The 19,649-nt window shown below is 60.0% G+C and carries 18 protein-coding genes; 15 read left to right on the top strand and 3 right to left on the bottom strand.

The genetic code is table 11. The features are described from left to right. Positions 1–7 precede the first annotated feature (7 nt). Positions 8–1,576, bottom strand: coding sequence for an LCP family protein (locus tag CAQUA_RS09055; protein ID WP_196825418.1), 1,569 nt, complete (start codon positions 1,574–1,576; stop codon positions 8–10). A gap of 77 nt (positions 1,577–1,653) precedes the next feature. Here CAQUA_RS09055 and CAQUA_RS09050 point away from each other — a divergent pair, with 77 nt between their 5' ends. The 3 genes from CAQUA_RS09050 (at position 1,654) to CAQUA_RS09040 (ending at position 4,214) form a co-directional block, all read left to right on the top strand. Beyond that, entirely contained in the window at positions 1,654–2,529 is an 876-nt protein-coding gene (locus CAQUA_RS09050; RefSeq protein WP_196825419.1) for a glycosyltransferase family 2 protein, read from the top strand. 22 nt (positions 2,530–2,551) lie between these two features. Continuing rightward, positions 2,552–3,631, top strand: coding sequence for a mannose-1-phosphate guanylyltransferase (manB, locus tag CAQUA_RS09045; protein ID WP_196825420.1), 1,080 nt, complete (start codon positions 2,552–2,554; stop codon positions 3,629–3,631). 292 nt (positions 3,632–3,923) lie between these two features. Next, positions 3,924–4,214 carry a WhiB family transcriptional regulator gene (locus CAQUA_RS09040; protein WP_269208583.1) on the top strand — a complete coding sequence of 97 codons (291 nt, stop codon included), beginning with the start codon at positions 3,924–3,926 and terminating at the stop codon, positions 4,212–4,214. A gap of 4 nt (positions 4,215–4,218) precedes the next feature. On the opposite strand, the gene CAQUA_RS09035 is transcribed toward CAQUA_RS09040, so the two are convergent. Continuing rightward, positions 4,219–4,674 (bottom strand): metallopeptidase family protein, encoded by a 456-nt coding sequence (locus CAQUA_RS09035; RefSeq protein ID WP_196825421.1) that lies wholly within the window; start codon positions 4,672–4,674, stop codon positions 4,219–4,221. Positions 4,675–4,724: 50 nt separating this feature from the next. On the opposite strand from CAQUA_RS09035, the gene CAQUA_RS09030 reads away from it, so the two are divergent. Genes CAQUA_RS09030 through manA form a run of 3 tightly spaced genes read left to right on the top strand, consistent with a single transcriptional unit; the run spans position 4,725 to position 7,858 of the window. After that, complete coding sequence (locus CAQUA_RS09030; RefSeq protein ID WP_196825422.1) at positions 4,725–5,243, top strand: DUF3499 domain-containing protein; 519 nt, start codon at positions 4,725–4,727, stop codon at positions 5,241–5,243. Beyond that, the gene (locus CAQUA_RS09025; RefSeq protein WP_196825423.1) at positions 5,240–6,628 is read left to right on the top strand and encodes a phosphomannomutase/phosphoglucomutase; all 1,389 of its coding nucleotides are present in this window, start codon (positions 5,240–5,242) and stop codon (positions 6,626–6,628) included. Before CAQUA_RS09030 ends, CAQUA_RS09025 begins: the two co-directional genes overlap by 4 nt. A gap of 24 nt (positions 6,629–6,652) precedes the next feature. Continuing rightward, entirely contained in the window at positions 6,653–7,858 is a 1,206-nt protein-coding gene (gene manA, locus CAQUA_RS09020) for a mannose-6-phosphate isomerase, class I (protein WP_196825424.1), read from the top strand. Here manA and CAQUA_RS09015 read toward each other — a convergent pair. Further along, on the bottom strand, positions 7,855–8,424 hold the full coding sequence (locus tag CAQUA_RS09015) for a hypothetical protein (RefSeq protein ID WP_196825425.1): 570 nt from the start codon (positions 8,422–8,424) through the stop codon (positions 7,855–7,857). The two genes, manA and CAQUA_RS09015, sit on opposite strands and share 4 nt — an antisense overlap. A gap of 136 nt (positions 8,425–8,560) precedes the next feature. Between CAQUA_RS09015 and CAQUA_RS09010 the strand changes: the two genes are divergently transcribed. The 9 genes from CAQUA_RS09010 to secA all read left to right on the top strand — a co-directional run bounded on the left by CAQUA_RS09010 (position 8,561) and on the right by secA (position 19,116). Beyond that, positions 8,561–8,923, top strand: coding sequence for a DUF4259 domain-containing protein (locus CAQUA_RS09010; RefSeq protein ID WP_196825426.1), 363 nt, complete (start codon positions 8,561–8,563; stop codon positions 8,921–8,923). Positions 8,924–8,951: 28 nt separating this feature from the next. After that, positions 8,952–10,403 (top strand): adenosylhomocysteinase, encoded by a 1,452-nt coding sequence (gene ahcY / locus CAQUA_RS09005; RefSeq protein WP_196825427.1) that lies wholly within the window; start codon positions 8,952–8,954, stop codon positions 10,401–10,403. Positions 10,404–10,408: 5 nt separating this feature from the next. Beyond that, entirely contained in the window at positions 10,409–11,044 is a 636-nt protein-coding gene (locus CAQUA_RS09000; protein ID WP_196825428.1) for a dTMP kinase, read from the top strand. Further along, the gene (gene mtrA, locus CAQUA_RS08995) at positions 11,041–11,724 is read left to right on the top strand and encodes an MtrAB system response regulator MtrA (RefSeq protein ID WP_196825429.1); all 684 of its coding nucleotides are present in this window, start codon (positions 11,041–11,043) and stop codon (positions 11,722–11,724) included. The genes CAQUA_RS09000 and mtrA overlap by 4 nt, the downstream gene beginning before the upstream one ends. A gap of 99 nt (positions 11,725–11,823) precedes the next feature. Continuing rightward, positions 11,824–13,308 (top strand): MtrAB system histidine kinase MtrB, encoded by a 1,485-nt coding sequence (gene mtrB, locus CAQUA_RS08990; protein WP_435383926.1) that lies wholly within the window; start codon positions 11,824–11,826, stop codon positions 13,306–13,308. Continuing rightward, positions 13,301–15,031: an LpqB family beta-propeller domain-containing protein gene (locus CAQUA_RS08985; RefSeq protein ID WP_196825430.1), complete on the top strand. Its 1,731-nt coding sequence runs from the start codon at positions 13,301–13,303 to the stop codon at positions 15,029–15,031. Before mtrB ends, CAQUA_RS08985 begins: the two co-directional genes overlap by 8 nt. Before the next feature lie 218 nt (positions 15,032–15,249). After that, entirely contained in the window at positions 15,250–15,666 is a 417-nt protein-coding gene (locus CAQUA_RS08980) for a ComF family protein (RefSeq protein WP_231375609.1), read from the top strand. Between the two features lie 124 nt (positions 15,667–15,790). Beyond that, positions 15,791–16,480, top strand: coding sequence for a ribosome hibernation-promoting factor, HPF/YfiA family (hpf, locus tag CAQUA_RS08975; RefSeq protein ID WP_196825431.1), 690 nt, complete (start codon positions 15,791–15,793; stop codon positions 16,478–16,480). An 89-nt stretch (positions 16,481–16,569) separates the two neighbouring features. After that, complete coding sequence (secA, locus tag CAQUA_RS08970; RefSeq protein ID WP_196825432.1) at positions 16,570–19,116, top strand: preprotein translocase subunit SecA; 2,547 nt, start codon at positions 16,570–16,572, stop codon at positions 19,114–19,116. The last annotated feature ends 533 nt before the right edge of the window (positions 19,117–19,649 follow it).

Here is a 19,649-nt window from a genome sequence, read left to right as displayed (position 1 = left end):
ATGGTAGCTAGTTGATGCACCGGGGCCCGCCGCCCGCGTTGAACTCCGGTGGAGCGTCGGCGGCGCCGAAGTCGTCGCCAGGCGTGCCCACAACATCCTCCTCGGAGGCAGGCGGGATCGATGCCTCATCCAGCGGTCCGGTGTAGTCATCCGCGGTGACCACGACGTAAGAGATGGAGTCCAACGACGCATCCGCGACGACTGGGAGCCCGCCGAGCTTCTCTGCAAGTTTCTTCGCCACTGGGTCTTCGGCATCGGCGGCGAGAATCTGGGACTGCGAATACAGGCCGTATTCAGCATTGGACACGGTGCCCACGTCAACCCCCTCCTTGCGCAAGAAGCCGGCGACGGATGCGGCTTGGCCTTCGATTGTGCCCGCGTTGAGCAAGGTGATGGAGTGTCCAGCGAAGGGATTGTCGTCCTGCTTAGCGTCCTTTTTGTCGTCACCGCCCTGGCCGTCCTGGTTGCCTTGAACTCCGTCGGAGAGATCGTTCATAAACGCGTGGACTTGGTTCGGGTCGACGGTCACGATGGACTCGCCGTAATCGCCGACACCGTTGGCGGAAGTCACGGGGATCGTTGCGAATGTCACGTTGCCCGCCGCTAGATCGGAGAGCTGGGAAGCCATGGACATGATGTCCCAGCCGGAATCCACAACAACGGAGCGTTCCACGGCTGTGGATAGTTCGCGCAAGCGGTTGGGATTGCCCAACGTGCCAGCAGAGAGCACTTTCTGGGTCAGCGAAGCCATGAATGCTTGCTGGCGCACGATGCGGTCCAGGTCGCCGCGCGGCAGATCGTGGCGCTGGCGCACGAAGGCGAGTGCCTCGGTGCCGTTGAGTGTTTGGTATCCAGCGGGGAAGTTCGCGCCGGACAGCGGCTCGTTGACCGCCTCGTTGAGGCAGACCTCGACGCCACCCACGGCGTCAGTGAGCAGAACGAAGCCAAGCAGGCCGACTTGGGCGTAGTGGTCGATCTCAACGCCGGTCAGGTCGGACACTGCGTTGACCAGGCCTTGTTGTGCAGCACGGCTCACGTATTCCTCGAGCTTTTTGCCCTCACTCATGCCGTCGGCAACGAGCTCTTCGCGTTTTTCGTCTGCGTACTGCCCGTAGATGCCGTTGATTTTGCTGTTGCCAAAACGGCGGTCCTTGACGTACGTGTCGCGCGGGATGGACACTGCGGTCGCACGGGAGCCGTCGTTAGGCACGCGCACCAGAATGATCGTGTCGGTGTTGAGCTCGCCCTCGGAGGTTCCGGCGTTGAGTCGCGCGAGTTCCTCGTCGGTCAGCGGGTTGCCTTGGGCGTCCGTGCGGGAATCGGAGCCGACCAAAAGAATGTCCACTGCGCCGTCTGCGCCTTGGAAGTCCTTGGATTTACCCAGTTCAAGCTTCGCGTTGGCAAGGTTGTTGCCCAGCTTTCCCACGGAGTAGTAGCCCATCGCGGACACGAGGATGATGAACGCGGAAATAAAAGCGAGAAACGCTTTGAACGCAGGGTGTCCAGCTTGGCTGATGTCCCTGGCGCGGGTCGGAGCGGCTTGAATAGCGCGCACCTGCCTTGGTTTGTCAGTCACAGAAGTTGCTCACCTTTTCGCCGGTTCAAAAAGCGGGTCACAAAATTATATGACACGACGGCCTAAACTTATGTGCCGTGGATACGTCAAAGCAGTTGGGCATCGTCACAGTCACCTACTCGCCGGGGGATCACTTGCGGGCGCTGGTGGCGTCGTTAAGCGATGCGTGCCAGCAGGACACGCTGTTGGTGTGCGCGGACAACGGCTCGCGCGATGGTGTGCCGCAAGCGGTAGCTGCGGAGGAGCCCGGCGTGGAGTTTCGCCCCACGGGAGGCAACATTGGGTACGGCGCTGCGATCAACGCGGGGGTGAAAGAGCTCGCTTTACGACGATCGGAGGGAACCATCGATGGCCGATGGTTCGTGCTGGTTAACCCTGATGTTCAGTTTGATGAAGGCGCGATCGATGAGATGATCGCCTGCCTTGAGGCGCACCCGGACGCCGGGGCGGTGGGCCCGCGGATTGAAGAAGCGGACGGGTCGAATTACCCTTCGGCGCGTGAGCTGCCCACGTTGGGGACGGGAATTGGGCATGCGCTACTGGGCAACGTGTGGCCATCGAACCCCTTTACCCGCGCGTACAAGGCGGGAGAAGACCTCTCACGAACCCGTACGGCCGGGTGGCTGTCGGGCTCGTGCCTGCTGGTGCGGTGGGAGGCGTTTGAAGCGATCGGCGGTTTTGATGAGCGCTACTTCATGTACATGGAGGACACTGACTTCGGGGATCGCCTGGCGCGGGCCGGCTGGTCAAACGTGTTCTGTCACACCGCCGTGATCCGGCATGACCAGGGCCATAGCGCCAAAAAGCACTCCAAGGTCACCGTGCCTGCGCATCATGCATCGGCGTATAGATACCAGGCTGATCGGCACACACGGCTTCGGGAAATTCCGTTGCGCGCCGCCTTGTGGGCAGGATTGAAGCTGCGAAGCGTGCTGAGTCTCCTTCGCGGTTAAAGCCACGGTAATGTGCATGTACATGGCTGATCCGAAAAATACTGATGCTGTAGTTCTTGTTGGTGGGCAGGGTACGCGCCTGCGTCCGCTGACGGTGTCCACACCGAAACCGATGCTTCCGACCGCGGGCCACCCGTTCTTGGCTCACCTTCTGGCGCGAATTAAGGCTGCCGGTATTGAACACGTTGTGATGGGCACGTCGTACAAAGCTGAGGTCTTTGAGAACTACTTTGGTGATGGTTCTGCATTCGGGCTGGAAATCGAATACGTCGTGGAGGAGGAAGCGCTGGGTACTGGCGGGGGAATCCGTAACGTTGAGCCCTACTTGCGCTTTGACAATGCCATGATTTTTAACGGCGATGTCCTATCGGGTGCTGATCTAGGACAGATTCTTGAGACGCACACTGAGAAAAACGCCGACGTTACGCTGCACTTGGTGCGAGTGGCCGACCCTAGCCAGTTTGGTTCGGTGCCCACGGATAGCGACGGCAATGTGCTTGAGTTCTTGGAGAAGACGGAAGCGCCACCGACTGATCAGATTAATGCAGGCTGTTACGTGTTTACCCGTGACGTGATCCGCTCGATCCCTGCGGGCCGCCCAGTGTCGGTCGAACGCGAGACATTCCCGGGCTTGCTCAGTGCTAACGCGAAGATGGTTGGCCACGTAGACATGTCTTACTGGCGCGACATGGGGCGCCCCTCGGATTTTGTGCAAGGCTCCTCGGACCTCGTGCGCGGAATCGCGCCGTCGCCACTTTTGGAAGGGCGTACGGGCGAAGCGCTTGTCGACGATTCGGCGGCCGTTGGCGGCGGAGCGATCATGGTGGGGGGCACCTCTGTTGGGCGCGGCTCGGACGTAGGTGCCGGTGCGCGTCTCGATGACTGCGTTGTCTTCGATGGCGTGACAATCGAGCCGGGGGCCGTGATCCGTGATTCCATCATCGCGTCCGGCGCGCGGATTGGCGCCAACGCCCGCATCACTAATTGCGTCATCGGTGACGGTGCAAGCATCGGCGCGCGCTGCGAGCTACAAGGTGGCATGCGTATCTGGCCTGGCGTGAGCATCCCGGACAAAGGCATACGCTTTTCGCCCGACGCGTAGCGACACGCCGCGTACCGCCAAATACGTGCACCGTAGTAGTTTTAGAGCCCTAAGCTACTATATGTAGTACCCCCGCCTGTTACCCCCTGTGACGGGCGGGTGTTTCATATGTGACTAATGGGATTAACGACGTGCGATTCCGTCGACATAACGAGCATTTTTTACAAATCCGTTCCCGTGAGGTTGACGCTATTTAGTGCGAAAGTGTTGAATCGGTTGCAGAGCCACGTCGAATGACAACGGTGTAACTAACTAAGAAATTCCGGACAGCGAAGAAAGGAACGGGACAGATATGGCAGACAACGCCATCCTCCGCGGCGCAGCTGCGGGCGGCATGACCCTCGACGAACTGTTCGGCACCGTCGAGCAAGAGTGGCAAGATCAAGCTCTGTGTGCCCAGACGGACCCGGAGGCGTTCTTCCCGGAGAAGGGCGGATCCACGCGTGAAGCGAAGCGGATCTGCCAGGCGTGCGCCGTGCGTGATGAATGCCTGGAGTACGCGCTGGAGCATGACGAGCGCTTTGGTATCTGGGGTGGCCTGAGCGACCGTGAGCGTCGCCGCCTGCGCCGGCAGATCGTCTAGCTGATTACAGATCCTCGGGGGACATGTTCAGGTAGGTGGCTACGAGCCGCCTGATGACCCATTCCAAAAGCTCCGCTCGCTCAGTGGCCGTGGGGGCGCGGCGTTCAATCGGCATGCGGAAAACTACGAGTCGTGCGCGCGTCGGGCGGCCTGCTCTGTCCACCCCGGCGTTAAGGACTCGGCCCAAAGGAACCGGTCCGTCCGCAATGATCTCGTCCGGTAACACCGTCATGTCCGCGCGCAGGCGCATCCGGGGAATAGTGTCAACGGCCAGGTCAACTCCGGCGAGCTGATCGGCGTAGGCATTGTTGAAAGGGGCGTACGCCTCGACCACTGCTCGGTCAAAGTCCAAAGAACGCGTGGTGTACCGCGGAACCCCCACGGGGAGTATCGGCCCTCGTACGCCGCGTCCGTGGGAATCGCGACGCGGGGGGATTCTGGACGGATCATGGGCGCTCATGTGTCATCAATGTAATGTAAACGGCCCCGCGGCGTTTACACTTGGGCCTTGTGAATCACTTCCGTCGCTGTTGTCGCCCCGGGTGCGGGCGCCCCGCAACATCGACTCTGGTGTATGCGTACTCGGAGTCCACGGCAATCGTCGGGCCGCTCACCGCGGTCCCTGAGCCGCACGCGTGGGACTTGTGCCAGAGGCACTCCGAAAACATTTCCGCCCCGGTCGGGTGGGACCTCGTGCGTATTGACCACGTGGCGGTCGATGATGATCCGGAATTGACGGCGCTAGCGGAAGCTGTGCGTGAAGCCGGCCGCGTTACCACTGGTTTAGTGGACACCGCGAGGGACCCGATCGAGTACGACACGAAACGTGATTACACTGACCCTGAGACATCGAACCACCCGATCTATAGAACGAAGCGGGTGGGGAAGACTTTGTCAGAGCATAAAGCCGCGCGGCGCGCACACCTTACGGTTGTGCCAGATCCGGAACAACCGCGTAGAGCAGAAAATAACACCGAGAACACCGAGAACACTGATAACACCGAGAATAAGGACGATACTTTTTCATGAGCGAGACCCGCACACGTGACCGTGCAGATGTGACAAGCGTTATCAAGGCCTATGACGTCCGCGGGATCGTGGGTGAGCAGATCGACGCGGAGTTCGTGTTCGATGTTGGTGCGGCGTTCGCGCACATTCTCCGCGGTGAAGGGGAGACCACCGTTGCCGTTGGGCACGACATGCGTCCGTCCTCGCCGGAGCTCGCGGCTGCGTTTGCGCGTGGAGTTAACCAGCAGGGTGTAAACGTGATTGAGCTGGGGCTCACCTCCACCGATGAGCTGTACTTCGCTTCCGGTTCGCTCGAGTGTGCGGGAGCTATGTTCACGGCCTCCCACAACCCGGCGCAGTACAACGGCATCAAGCTCTGCCGGGCCGGTGCAACTCCGGTGTCGCAGGACTCCGGTCTCGCAGAGATCACTGACATGCTGGTCGATGGGGTTCCTGCGTATGAGGGGGAGACCGGAACCGCCACCAAGCGTGACGTGCTGGAGGACTACGCGCAGTTCCTTCGTGAGCTGGTTCCGGTAAGTGCGGACCGTAAGCTGGTCGTCGCGGTGGACGCTGCCAACGGGATGGCGGGCCACACGGTGCCTGCAGTCCTGGGTGGGGTGGACAGCATGGACATCCGGCCCCTCTACTTCGAACTCGACGGTACGTTCCCCAACCACGAAGCCAACCCGCTGGATCCGAAGAACCTGGTTGACTTGCAGGAGTTCGTCGTTAAGCAAGGTGCGGACATTGGGCTTGCGTTCGACGGTGACGCGGACCGATGCTTTGTTGTTGATGAAAACGGCGCGCCGGTGTCCCCGTCGGCGATTACTGCGCTGGTGGCGGAGCGAACACTGGCGGATAACCCTGGTGCCGCGATCATTTACAACGCAATTACTTCCCGCGCTGTGCCCGAGCTGATTGAGGAGCACGGTGGTCGTGGCGTGCGGACGCGCGTCGGGCACTCCTACATCAAGGCGCACATGGCCAAGGAGGGTGCGCTATTCGGTGGTGAGCACTCGGCGCACTACTACTTTGCTGAGTTCTGGAACGCGGACTCTGGCCTGGTTGCCGCTCTGCATGTTCTGGCGGCGCTCGCGGAGCAGGACAAGCCCCTAAGCGAGCTGATGGCGAAGTATGACCGTTACGTCGCGTCCGGGGAGATCAACTCTGAAGTTCCGGACCAAGCAGCGGCGATGGATAAGGTCGTTGAGGCTTTCGCTGACCGGAGTGAGTCCGTGGACCGCCTCGATGGCGTGACGGTGAGCTTGAAGGATTCCGCAAACTGGTTCAACGTGCGCGCATCGAACACGGAACCGCTGCTGCGCCTCAACGTGGAGGCGCAGACGCAGGAAGAAGTCGACGCGATCGTCGATGAGGTGCTGGGCATCATTCGCGGCGCGTAGTCGCGCGAAGGAAGGGAGATCACAATGGAGCTTCTGACTCCAGCGATACAGAACTACCCGTGGGGGTCGAAGACGCTCATCGCGGCGCTACAGGGGCGCGATGTACCGACCCTGAGCCCGGAGGCGGAATTGTGGTTTGGGGCCCACCATGCCGCGCCCTCGCGCTTGAACGGCGAGGGACTCGACGGGGTGATCGCGGCTGACCCGGAATCAACCCTGGGTCCGCGAGTGCGGAAACAATTTGGAGATTCGCTTCCATTCTTGATGAAGCTGCTCGCCGCAGACGAGCCACTCAGCATCCAAGCGCATCCCACCCTGGAGCAAGCGATCGCGGGGTTTGAAAAAGAGAATGAGGAAGCGATCCCGGTGGGGAGTTCCACGCGGAATTACAAAGATCCCAACCACAAGCCAGAACTCATCGTTGCGTTGACCGACTTCCGGGCGCTGGCGGGATTCCGTCCTATTGCAAAAACCATGGAGCTTTTCGACGCGCTGACGTGTGGCCGCTTGAACCGCTACTCCGCGATGCTTGATCCGCAGCACGAAGAAGAATCTCTGCGCGCCCTGCTGACCACGCTCATCTCCCTACCGCGGAATGCGCGCCTGGAGCTTATCGACGGGATCTCGGAGTGCGCGCGGGCGATGGTGGCCGGTGACGGTGAAGAATTTCCCGAGTGGATGATTGCCACCGTGCAGAACTACCTTAATCTCACCGAAAAGTACCCCGGCGATGCCGGTGTTTTGGCCGCACTGCTTTTGAACTACTTCGTGCTGGAGCCAGGAGAGGCCCTGTTTTTAGGAGCTGGTCACCTGCACGCGTACATGGGTGGTCTCGGCGTGGAGATTATGGCCAACTCCGACAATGTCTTGCGCGGGGGACTCACCAGCAAGCACATCGACGTTCCGGAACTGGTGCGAATTTTGAACTTCACCGCGCTGGAGTCACCACACCTGGCTACGACGACTCAGGCTGGCGTCACTGCGTTCCCCGTGCCGATCAACGATTTCATTCTGTCCCGCCACGCCCTTGGGGGAACAGGAAATGCCAACACGCTCATCGCCGAGTCGGATGGGCCGGCCATCGTGCTGTGCACGGCTGGCAAGGTCACGGCCGATGGGCGAGAGCTTTCTGCTGGCGATGCCGCTTGGCTTCCCGCTGCAGATGGGCCGGTGGAGTTTTCCCTTGCCCCAGGCAGTGATACCGCTGAGGTGTTCTTCGCCCGGGTTTAAGGCCTAATCGGTTCTGACTGCCGCGGTTGGTCTCCTGAGTCAACCGTAGGGGTAGCGTCAGCTGGCGTGTTCTGCTGAACGCTCTCCTCCGGAGCGGACGGCTGCTGGGTTAATTCCGGCTGCGTGTTGGGTTGGGTGTTTTCGTCCTGCTTCGGGGTCTGCGGAGCAGGCGAAGTCGATGGCTGCTCCGGCAGCACGTTATTCGGGCGGTAGTGCTGCTGCGGGGCTACCGGTGCCGGCGGGTTAACAACAGCTCCAGGAGGAGCGAGCGGATCGGAGCCGACCGCAGCGCCAGGATTGAGGGCGGGTTGAGCGGGCTTGGGCCCGCTCATGCTCTCATTGGATGACGTCGCTGCCTGCGTGCTAGGTGGGGTTGACGCTTGCGAAGCGGAAGCTAGCGATGATGTCTCAGTAGTGTCCGCGTCTGCAACGTTGCCCGTAAACCCTGCATTGTCCTGGGAACCCGCCTGCACGGACGTTGATTTCCACACGACCATGCCGATCAGGCCAGCAAGGAGGATGCCAAGCGCCATGAATACGGCGACCTTTCGATTGCTGGTATCCATGCCGGCCTCCTTTCCGCCGAGAACCTATCAGTAACAACTTGGTAACAAACTATCAAAAAACGAAAAAACTCGCTATGGCATGTTTTTCGGTGTGAGCTTGTTGCCAAGCCAGGTTCAAATCACTATTAAGGGGATCATGAGCATGTGGGACAGTGAGATCCTTGGCGATGAAGGTAACGTTGATTTTCTTGATGATCTAGCTGAGCTGGATTCGGAAGATCTCGTGGAAGCGATCCAAGATGCGTGTCTGCTTGCTGCGGATCCTGATTCCGCGAGCGAGGAAGAAATTCTCAATGGCAGGGCAGCGGCAACGATCGTGGCGATTTGGGAGGGTGCGCCATTTTCCGCGAGCGACATCATCGCTACCTACCCCTTCATTCGTTCAGCGGGAGTGGAGCTGGATGACAAGCTGACAGAAGCTGCAGTTAAGGTTTTGGAAGCTATTGACACCGAGGAGACTGAGTCGGATGTGGACCAGTTCCTCGAAGCCCTTGTTTAAGGGCCCTCGTTTAAAGGAGAATCTCCACATGGATTTCAAGGTCGCCGACCTATCACTCCACGCTGCTGGACGTAAGCAGATTGAGCTTGCGGAACACGAGATGCCGGGGCTCATGCACCTGCGTGAGGAATACGCTGAGGAGCAGCCTTTGGCGGGGGCGCGTATTTCGGGCGCGATTCACATGACCACCCAGACCGCGGTTTTGATCGAAACCTTGGTCGCTCTGGGTGCGGAGGTCAGGTGGGCCTCCTGCAACATCTTCTCCACTGAAGATGCGGCTGCCGCAGCCGTGGTCGTGGGCCCCGCTGGCGACGAGGACAATCCGCAGGGCGTTCCGGTGTTCGCATGGAAAGGTGAAACGCTCGAGGAGTACTGGTGGTGCATGAACCAGATCTTTGAGTGGGGCACTGATGCCAACGGGGACGCTGTTTTTCCGAACATGATTCTTGATGACGGCGGGGATGCGACGATGGCGGTCATCAAGGGCATGGAATTTGAACGCGCTGGCGCTGTCCCAGCAACAGACGACTCCGATGAGTTGTCTGACGAGCAGGTCGCGTTCTACGAAATGCTGCGTGGTGTTCTTGCGGCAAAGCCGGAGAAGTGGACGCGAACCGCGGAAAGCGTGCGTGGCGTCACGGAAGAAACAACGACCGGTGTTCACAGGCTGTACCACTTTGCCAAGGAAGGCACCTTGCCGTTCCCGGCGATGAACGTCAATGACGCGGTGACCAAGTCCAAGTTTGATAACCGCTACGGCACCCGCCACAGCGTGATCGACGGTCTCAACCGCGGTACGGACATGTTGATTGCGGGCAAGAAGGCGCTTGTCTGCGGATACGGTGACGTGGGCAAGGGCGTTGCGGAAGCTCTTGACGGCCAGGGCGCGATTGTGTCCGTTACGGAAATCGACCCGATCAACGCCTTGCAGGCCCTGATGGACGGCTACAAGGTGGTGACCGTCGACGAAGCGATCGCCGAGGCGGACATCATCATCACCGCTACGGGCAACTTGGGCATCATCACCTTCGACGACATGATGAAGATGAAGGATCACGCGGTCCTAGGAAACATCGGCCACTTCGACAATGAGATCGACATGGCGTCGCTGCTGCACCGCGCTGACGTTGAGCGCACCAACATCAAGCCACAGGTGGATCTGTTCACCCTGCCGAGCGGGAACTCGATCATCGTTCTGTCCGAGGGGCGTTTGCTGAACTTGGGTAACGCGACTGGACACCCGTCGTTCGTCATGTCGAATTCGTTCGCAGATCAGACCATCGCGCAGATCGAGCTCTACACAAACGGTGCGCAGTACGACAATCAGGTGTACCGCTTGCCAAAGATCCTCGATGAGAAGGTGGCGCGCATCCACGTCGAAGGCCTTGGTGGCACGCTCACCGAGCTCAGCAAGGAGCAGGCTGAATACATCGGTGTTGATGTTGCAGGCCCCTTCAAGCCAGAGCACTACCGCTACTAAAAAGCATGATCATCGCGATAGAGGGAATCGACGGAGCGGGCAAGAACACCCTGACGGGGACGCTCATCCACGGGCTGGAAGCGGCGGGGCTGCAGGCGGACAGGCTGGCGTTTCCCCGCTACGCGGATTCAATCCACGCGCAGTTGGCCGCTGATGCCTTGCACGGGAAGATGGGGGATCTAACCGATTCTGCCCACGCGATGGCAACGCTGTTCGCCCTGGATAGGTACGGCGCTAAAGCAGAGCTTGAAGCGTACAGCGGCAGTGGGGATCGGGTCTTGATCCTGGACCGATACGTTGCGTCGAATGCGGCGTACACCTCCGCGCGGACGGGTAATGCATCTGATCGGCAGTGGGTGTATGACCTGGAATTTGGCCGGTTTGGTGTGCCGCTACCTGATGCGCAGGTGCTGGTTGATACGTCGCCGGCGATTGCCCGGGATCGCGCTCAGCGCCGCGAAGAAAACGACGCCTCGCGCACCCGTGACCGCTATGAGCGGGACGCGGCGCTCCAGGATGCGACCTTTGCGGCATACCGCGATCTCGCGCGCGATTTATGGGCGGGCCGGTGGATTACCACGATGGATGCGCAGCCTATTATTGAATTTGTTCTCAAAATGACGTCGAAAGGACACCCATGACGCCGAAAATCCTCGTGGTCGATGATGACCCCGCGATCAGTGAGATGCTCACGCTGGTGCTTGACACCGAGGGTTTTGAAGCGAAACCGGTGACAGACGGTGCTGAGGCAGTGCCAGCATTTCGCTCCTACAACCCGGATTTGATCTTGCTGGACCTGATGCTGCCGGGCATGAACGGCGTGGATATCTGCAAGGAGATCCGCAAGGAATCCAACGTTCCCATCGTTATGCTCACCGCAAAGACGGACACAGTGGACGTGGTGCTGGGACTGGAATCGGGCGCGGATGACTACATCACGAAGCCGTTTAAGCCCAAGGAGCTCGTGGCCCGCATCCGTGCGCGTTTGCGTCGCGTGAACGAAGAACCGGGCGAGGTTTTAGAGATCGGCGACCTCACCGTCGATGTGCCGCAGCACATCGTGACCCGGGGGGATGAGGAAATCGGGCTGACACCGTTGGAGTTTGACCTGCTCGTGGAGTTGGCGCGCAAACCCAATCAAGTGCACACGCGCGAGGAGCTTCTCGAGTCGGTGTGGGGGTACCGCAACGCGTCCGATACCCGCTTGGTCAATGTTCACGTCCAGCGTTTGCGCTCCAAGGTGGAGCGCGACCCGGAAAACCCGGAGATCATCCTCACGGTTCGTGGAGTGGGATATAAAACCGGTCGCACCGGCGCGTAGCACGCACTGTAGGGAGAAACGGCAGTGAGCCGCGTCAGGGTCGTTCGAGACCGGATGGTGGAAAGATGGCGAACATCAATCCAAGTCCGGTTCGTGAGCATGGTGCTCATCGTCTCGTCGGTAGTCATGCTTGTCCTCGGGTTGGCGCTCGCCTCCGTCTTTACCCAGAGGTTGGTCGAGGCAAAACTGCGTACGGCTGAAGAAGATCTGGTCAGGGCACGACAAACGGTCGAGCAGCAAATCAGCCTGTCGAACTCTTCGTCCACGTTGCAAACCAGGTTGAATGCGGCGCGTTCTTCCTTGACTCAGCGCTCCCAGGCTGGGGAGGTGTCGAGTGTTTATGATCCGGTGCTGGTTGCCCCGCAAGAGGACGGGACGCTGGTGGTCTCGCCGGAGGGCTACACGATCCCGCCGCGCCTCGTGGAGTTTGTGGAACAAGGCCAGATTTCCTATCAGTTCAGCACGATCACCCCGGAAAGCGGTCGGCCCTACAACGCGCTGATCATCGGTACTCCCACTACATCTGAAATCGCTGGATTGCAGGTGTACCTCACGGTCAGCATGGATTCAGAGTCGAGCACGCTGGCGTTGATGCGCGGCATTTTGGTCTCAGCGGCAATCGCCGTTGTTGTCCTGCTGGTGGGTATCGCGTGGCTGGCGTCGCAACAGCTGGTGGTCCCGTTGCGTTCAGCATCCAGAATCGCCGGAAGGTTGGCCAGTGGCCACTTGCGTGAGCGAATGGCAGTCGAGGGGGAGGATGAGATGGCGCTTCTGGCGCTGTCGTTCAACAACATGGCCGACAAACTTTCAAGCCAGATCAACCAGCTCGAAGAGTACGGCGATCTGCAGCGACAGTTCACTTCCGATGTGTCGCATGAGCTGCGTACCCCGCTGACCACGGTGCGCATGGCGGCCGACATGATTGCCATGGACGCCGACAACTTGGAGCCGCACACCAAACGTGCGTCTGAGCTGATGATCCGCGAGCTCGATCGCTTCGAGGCCTTGCTTGCTGACCTGCTGGAGATCTCGCGTCACGACGCCGGAGTGGCGGAGCTTTCCGCAACCGCGATGGACCTTCACACCCCGATTGATTCCGCATGGAACCAGACCAAGGTGCTCGCTGAGAACGTTGGCGTTCCGGTGGAATTTTCCATTCCCCCGCACCCGATTGAAATGGTGGGGGACCCGCGACGCATTGAACGCGTGGTGCGCAACCTGATTGCGAACGCGATTGACCACTCCGAAGGAAACCCGGTCAAGGTTGCCGTTCACTACAACGATGAAGCCGTAGCGGTGACCGTCACGGACGCCGGCGTGGGATTGAAGCCGGGCCAAGAGGAGCTGGTGTTTAACCGGTTCTGGCGCGCGGATTCTTCCCGCAAGCGTCACTCGGGCGGCACCGGCTTGGGGCTGGCCATCTCCCGCGAGGACGCGCAGCTCCACAACGGAATTTTGGATGCCATCGGTAAACCAGGGGTTGGCTCGCAGTTCCGTCTGGTGCTGCCGCGCGACCCCGAGGCAGGCTTTAAGGATGCCCCGGTTGAGCTCACTCTTCCGAAGGGGGGAGAGGTACATGCGTAACCTCCGATCGTCGATAAGCATGCTGAGCTTGCTGTGCGTAGCAACCTTGACGGGGTGCACGACGCTGCCGTCGAACACCGAGCCACACGCGATTCGTTCCTTTGAGCCCACCAAGCCTGATGCTCCGGTGATTGTTCCGGAAGACGGGCAGCAACCTGACCTCATCGTGCGGGATTTCTTTGCTGCGTGCGCGCACCCGACGAGCGATTTTGAAGTGGCCCGCAACTTTCTCACCCCCCGCGCTAGTGAAGCGTGGAATCCCGGGGACAAGAAATTGATCGTGGAAGGCCTAGACATCAAAACGGCGCTTGGCGACGAGGGGTCGGCGAAGCCCAACACGTTCCTCGTGACGGCCAACATCGTTGGGGAGCTGTGGCCGGGTGGCGCGTTTGTGCCCAACACCGGGCAGTTTGAGGGTGAGCTCAGCGTGGAGCAGGTGAATGGACAATGGCGCATTTCCAATTTGCCGAATGATCTGGTGCTGGAACGCACTGAGCTGAGCAAAAACTACCAACACATCAACCTGTACTTCTTTGATGCGCCAGGTCAGAGCCTGGTGACGGACAAACGCTGGGTGTACTCACGCCATAAGGCCGTGGATTCAGAACTCGCCAGGATGCTGGTGGAAGGGCCAGCGGAGCAGCTGCTGCCGGCGTTGAGCGTGGAAACCCCCGAAAGCGTGGCGTTTGTCGGACACAACCAAGGCCGCTACGAATTCACTGGTTTTGGGGATGCAGACGAGCAGACCCGTGCGCGATTTGCGGCCCAGCTGGTCTGGACGCTGGCCATCGCGGGGATTGCTGGCCCATACTCGATCTACGCGGACGGGACACCGCTCGTGGGCGGGAGTCCGGAGCTGAATACTCGGGATTTCACTGACTTGGATCCATCCGGGCGGGTACCGGGTGGCCGTGCTGTGTACGCGCAGTCCAACGGTAATGTCTTTCGCATCAAAGAAGGTGAAGTCACGCCATTGCCCGCTCCCCTTGGTGAAGGGGGGCGCATCGCGTCCATCGATATTGCGTCTGACGGGGCGTATGCAGCGGCGCTTAAGGACTCGCCTGATGGTGAGCAGGCCTTCTACTTCGGCAGTATGGACGGCGACACCGTGGCCTTCCACCGCGAGGTGTTCCGGGCGAAGTCAATGACGCGGCCAACGTTTGAGACTGACCACCGCGTGGCGTGGACCGTAGCTGATGGCTCCAGGATCAAGCGTGCTGTGCGCTCCGCGACGACGGATGATGTCACGGTTTCCGACGTTGACCTCGTGCTTCCCAACGGGGTGGAGGAGAACATTTCGGTCCTGCGCTTGTCCCGCACCGGCGCGCGTGCAGTGTTCATTGCCGGTGGCCGACTCTTTGTGGGTGTGGTCAAACGCGATGAGGACGGCGGCAGGTCCATCGTGAACGTTGCGGAATATGCCCCGGATCTTGGTGGGGCTGTGAGCGCGGAATGGCAACCGGACGGATCACTCATCGTGGGAACGTCCAACGTCATCGCGCCGGTGGTTCGGGTGGAACAGGACGGGTTCTCCTCTGAGCCGCTGCCGATTGGCAACATCACGGCACCCGTGGTGGCCGTCGGATCTACGGACTCGACTATCTACGCAACGGATTCAAGCTCGATTTTGGAGCTGCCCGCCAAGAACAGGAACCAACCTTTCTGGCGAGAGGTACCTGGCTTGCAGGGGATGCGATCCGCGCCGATCATCGCGCGCCGATAGGACACATCGTGCACTCGCTAGGGGAGCTGATCATTCCGCGGCGGTGCGCGGGCTGCGGCGCCCCGGGCGATCACCTCTGCTCGCGGTGCAAGCGCGGCTTAGCCTCGCCTCCGTACCGCGTTTCCCCAGCCGTGAATCCGCTGGTACCTGTGTTCGCCCTGGGGCCGTACGCGGATCCACACCGGGCCGTGATTTTGGCCATGAAGGAGCACAACAATATGGCGGTGCGCCGCCATATAGGTGCTGTTCTATCCGCAGCGTTGCAGTATGAAGAAGCGCGCGGGGAGATCCCCTACGGTGCGACGCTCGTGCCGGCCCCGACCAGACCGAGTTCTGCGCGTGCTCGCGGCGGCGATCACGTCACGGCGATGTGTCGCCACAGCGGGTACCCGACGGTGCCGGTGTTGGCGCTTCGTGAAGGCACCGCCGATCAAGCCCAGCTCTCTGCTGCTGCGCGGCGCACTAACATCGCCACAAATCTTGAGCTTGAGCCCGGTTTTGAAGCGGCGCTTGCCGGACCGTTAATCGTGGTAGATGACGTAGTAACTACCGGCGCTACGTTGGAATCTTCCGTCGCTACGCTGCTCGCTCATGGGGGAGACGTTGCGGCATGCCTTGTGCTCTCCGCGGCGTGATGAAGGTGAATTAAAAGAGGCAGGCCGCGCGACATCGGAGAATTAACATTAGGTATAATTTAGGTGAACCACACCAATAGAAATGTTGGTGAAAAAGTACGGTTCACTAGTAGGGAGGATGCAGATGACTTCTGCCGACGACAATGCACGAGCAACCTTGAGCCCTGAGGCTCAGGTGACCATCACGGGCCGCAACGTGGAGGTGCCCGAACACTTCCAAGAGCGTGTGAACACCAAGCTGGCCAAGATCGAAAAACTCGATCCGACCCTGACGTTCTTCCACGTTGAGCTGCAGCACGAGCCGAACCCACGCCGTGAGGCTCGCGCAAACCGTATCCAGATCACCGCTACCGGCAAGGGCCACCTCGCCCGCGCTGAGGCGAAAGAGGACAGCTTCTACGCTGCTCTGGAATCCGCCATTGGCAAGATGGAGCGCTCCCTGCGCAAGGTGAAGGTCCGCCGCGAGATTTCCCGCTCGGGCCACCGTGCACCGAAGTCCGCTGGCCAGATTGCCGCTGACTTGGTTGCGGAGGCACACGAGGCACGCGTGCCGCAACAGAACTACTACGACGTTGACCCGTACGCGGATAAGGTCGAGGACCAGACTCCTGGGCACATCGTGCGTACCAAGGAGCACCCGGCTACCCCGATGAGCGTGGACGATGCTCTCAGCGAAATGGAGCTGGTGGGGCACGACTTCTACCTCTTCATCAACTCTGAGACCGGACGCCCGTCCGTGGTGTACCGCCGTCGTGCCTACGACTACGGTCTGATCACTCTCGTTGAAGAGGGTGTTGAAGAGACCAAAGAGTAGAGGGACTAGAGACTGAAGATTGGCCTAACGCGTGTCGTGCGTACAATAGCCCTTTAGATAAACAGCTATTTACAAAGGAAGTACGACACGTGTTTGGTTTGTCCAAGCTGCTGCGCGCCGGCGAAGGCCGGACGGTGAAGCGTCTGTCTAAGATCGCGGACCAGGTCATTGCGCTCGAGTCAGAGTACGAGAAGCTGACGGATGAGGAGCTCAAGGCCAAGACCGCCGAGTTCAAAGAGGCTCTTGCTGACGGCAAGAGCCTCGACGACATTCTGCTGGACGCCTTCGCTACCGCTCGCGAGGCGTCCTGGCGCGTCTTGGGGCAGAAGCACTTCAAGGTGCAGGTTATGGGTGGCGCCGCCCTGCACTTCGGAAACGTCGCGGAGATGAAGACCGGTGAGGGCAAGACCCTGACCGCGGTGCTTCCCGCGTACCTCAACGGCCTAAGTGGCAAGGGCGTTCACATCGTGACTGTGAACGACTACTTGGCCAAGCGTGACGCCGAGATGATGGGTCGTGTTCACCACTTCCTTGGTCTTGAGGTCGGCGTGATTCTTTCGGAGATGCGCCCGCCGGAACGCAAGAAGGCGTACGACGCAGATATTACGTACGGAACCAACAATGAGTTGGGCTTCGACTACCTGCGCGACAACATGACGCGCTCCACGGACGAGATGGTGCAGCGCGGCCACAACTTCGCGATCGTCGATGAGGTTGACTCGATCCTTATCGACGAGGCCCGTACGCCGCTGATTATTTCTGGTCCGACGGACTCGACCAGCCAGTTCTACACCGTGTTTGCTCAGCTCGCGCCCCGTATGCGCGAGGGCATTCACTACGAGGTGGACAAGCGCAAGCGCACGATCGGTGTGTCCGAGGAGGGCGTGGAGTTCGTCGAGGACCAGCTGGGCATCGACAACCTGTACTCGCCGGAAAACTCCTCCTTGGTGAGCTACTTAAACAACGCTATTAAGGCGAAGGAACTCTTCGAACGCGACAAGGATTACATCGTCCGTCAGGGCGAGGTGCTGATCGTGGACTCGTTCACCGGCCGTATTCTGCCGGGCCGTCGCTACAACGAGGGCATGCACCAGGCCATCGAGGCCAAAGAGAGCGTTGAGATCAAAAACGAGAACCAGACTCTGGCGACAATCACGCTGCAGAACTACTTCCGTCTCTACGACAAACTCGCAGGCATGACCGGTACCGCAGAGACTGAGGCTGCGGAGCTGCACCAGATTTATAAGCTGGGCGTTGTTCCGATCCCAACGAACAAACCGATGATCCGCCGTGACCGCAGCGACATGATCTTCAAGACCCAGGAAGCGAAGTTCGCTGCCGTCGCCGAGGACATCGCAGAACACGTGGAGAACGGCCAGCCGGTGCTCGTGGGTACGACTTCTGTGGAGCGTTCCGAGTACCTTTCCCAGCTGCTGAATCGCAAGGGCGTTAAGCACAACGTTTTGAACGCGAAGCACCACGAGGAGGAAGGCCGCATTATTGCTGAGGCGGGTCTTCCGGGAACCGTGACGGTGTCCACCAACATGGCCGGCCGTGGTACAGACATCGTGCTTGGTGGTAACCCCGAAGTTTTGGTGGAGCACAAGCTCAAGGAACGCGGACTGGATCCCTTCGAGGATGAAGAGGCGTACCAAGAGGCCTGGGACGAGGAGCTGCCGAAGGCGAAGGAACGCTCCAAGAAGCTTGGCGACGAGGTGCGTGAGGCTGGCGGTCTGTACGTGATTGGTACGGAGCGCCACGAGTCCCGCCGCATTGACAACCAGCTTCGTGGTCGCTCTGGCCGACAGGGTGACCCGGGTGAGTCGCGTTTCTACTTGTCCATGCGCGATGACCTGATGGTCCGCTTCGTGGGCCAGTCGATGGAAAACATGATGAACCGCCTGAACGTGCCGGACGATGTCCCGATCGAGGCGAAGATCGTGTCCAACTCCATTAAGAACGCTCAATCGCAGGTGGAGAACCAGAACTTTGAGACCCGTAAGAACGTCTTGAAGTATGACGAGGTGCTCAATGAGCAGCGCAAGGTCGTGTACCGCGAGCGCCAGGACATCATGGCGGCAAAGGACATCAAGTCCCAGATTCGCCGCATGATCGACGATACGGTTGCCGCGTACGTCGATGGCGCAACCGTTGAAGGCTACGTCGAGGACTGGGACATGGACGAGCTCTGGAGCGCGCTGGAGTCGCTCTACGGCCCGACGATGAGCTACCAGGAACTGATTGATGGCACTGAGTACGGCCGCAAGGGTGAGCTGACCGCCGAACAGCTGCGCAAGGCCGTTACCAAGGATGCGCAGGAGCAGTACGACGCGCTTGAAGAGCAGATTTCTGCGATCGGTGGCGAGGATCAGATGCGTGAGGTTGAGCGCATGGTGATCCTGCCGATCATCGATACCCAGTGGCGCGAGCACCTGTACGAGATGGACTACCTGAAGGAAGGCATCGGGCTGCGCGCGATGGCACAGCGCGACCCGCTGGTCGAGTACCAGAAGGAGGGCGGCGACATGTTCAACGCGATGAACGATTCCGTGAAGGAAGAAACCGTCCGCCAGCTGTTCATGCTGCGCAAGCAGTTCGAGCGTGACGGTGGCGAGACCACCGTCACGCAGGCCTAGCGGAAGACCACCGTCACGCAGGCCTAGACCACCAGCAGTTCACAGGACCCGGAACGATTCGAGCTTTCCGTTCTTGACGGAGCCGACCCAACCGTAGACCTCTTCCCCGCAGGTCGCGGTGCCACAAAATTCGCCAGTGTCGGAGGCGTGGCTGGATAAAATCGTGACGGGTCCTTTTTGTAACCCGCGGCGTTGCCGGGCGCCGACATGTGCGCGAACGACGGCGGCGAATTGGTGGTTGCGTAGATCTGCTACCTGTCGTATGCCGAACGTTGCGTCAAGGGCTACCCGCACTAAAGGTGACAGCGAAGGCTGCTCATCCGGGCGGGGCGGGGCACCGGGTTTGCGTGCGCGGGGCACGAGCACGGAAACGTGCGTGTGACCGGGGACAGGATAAAAAGAATTCATCAGCGTTGCTCCAAATAAATGGGGAGAAAAATCTCCAACAGCAGACGCGACGTGGGCTTGGGTATCATTGTGGCACGCATGGAAGACCACCGCAATGGTCTTCCACCTCAGCTCAAATCGTGTGG

The sequence above is a fragment of the Corynebacterium aquatimens genome, assembly GCF_030408395.1.
In the GTDB taxonomy this organism is placed as follows: Bacteria; Actinomycetota; Actinomycetes; order Mycobacteriales; family Mycobacteriaceae; genus Corynebacterium; species Corynebacterium aquatimens.
Note: the sequence above shows the minus strand (reverse complement) of the source record. Positions and strands in the feature narration are given on the sequence as shown.

Bases quoted from the DNA above. Each gene is read 5' to 3' on its own strand.
- hpf (WP_196825431.1), top strand. From the start codon at position 15,791: ATGACTTCTGCCGACGACAATGCACGAGCAACCTTGAGCCCTGAGGCT.
- CAQUA_RS09015 (WP_196825425.1), bottom strand. From the start codon at position 8,424: ATGGATACCAGCAATCGAAAGGTCGCCGTATTCATGGCGCTTGGCATC.
- CAQUA_RS08980 (WP_231375609.1), top strand. From the start codon at position 15,250: ATGGCGGTGCGCCGCCATATAGGTGCTGTTCTATCCGCAGCGTTGCAG.
- CAQUA_RS09040 (WP_269208583.1), top strand. From the start codon at position 3,924: ATGGCAGACAACGCCATCCTCCGCGGCGCAGCTGCGGGCGGCATGACC.
- mtrA (WP_196825429.1), top strand. From the start codon at position 11,041: ATGACGCCGAAAATCCTCGTGGTCGATGATGACCCCGCGATCAGTGAG.
- CAQUA_RS08985 (WP_196825430.1), top strand. From the start codon at position 13,301: ATGCGTAACCTCCGATCGTCGATAAGCATGCTGAGCTTGCTGTGCGTA.
- CAQUA_RS09035 (WP_196825421.1), bottom strand. From the start codon at position 4,674: ATGAGCGCCCATGATCCGTCCAGAATCCCCCCGCGTCGCGATTCCCAC.
- ahcY (WP_196825427.1), top strand. From the start codon at position 8,952: ATGGATTTCAAGGTCGCCGACCTATCACTCCACGCTGCTGGACGTAAG.
- manB (WP_196825420.1), top strand. From the start codon at position 2,552: ATGGCTGATCCGAAAAATACTGATGCTGTAGTTCTTGTTGGTGGGCAG.
- mtrB (WP_435383926.1), top strand. From the start codon at position 11,824: ATGGTGCTCATCGTCTCGTCGGTAGTCATGCTTGTCCTCGGGTTGGCG.
- manA (WP_196825424.1), top strand. From the start codon at position 6,653: ATGGAGCTTCTGACTCCAGCGATACAGAACTACCCGTGGGGGTCGAAG.
- CAQUA_RS09010 (WP_196825426.1), top strand. From the start codon at position 8,561: ATGAGCATGTGGGACAGTGAGATCCTTGGCGATGAAGGTAACGTTGAT.
- CAQUA_RS09000 (WP_196825428.1), top strand. From the start codon at position 10,409: ATGATCATCGCGATAGAGGGAATCGACGGAGCGGGCAAGAACACCCTG.
- CAQUA_RS09025 (WP_196825423.1), top strand. From the start codon at position 5,240: ATGAGCGAGACCCGCACACGTGACCGTGCAGATGTGACAAGCGTTATC.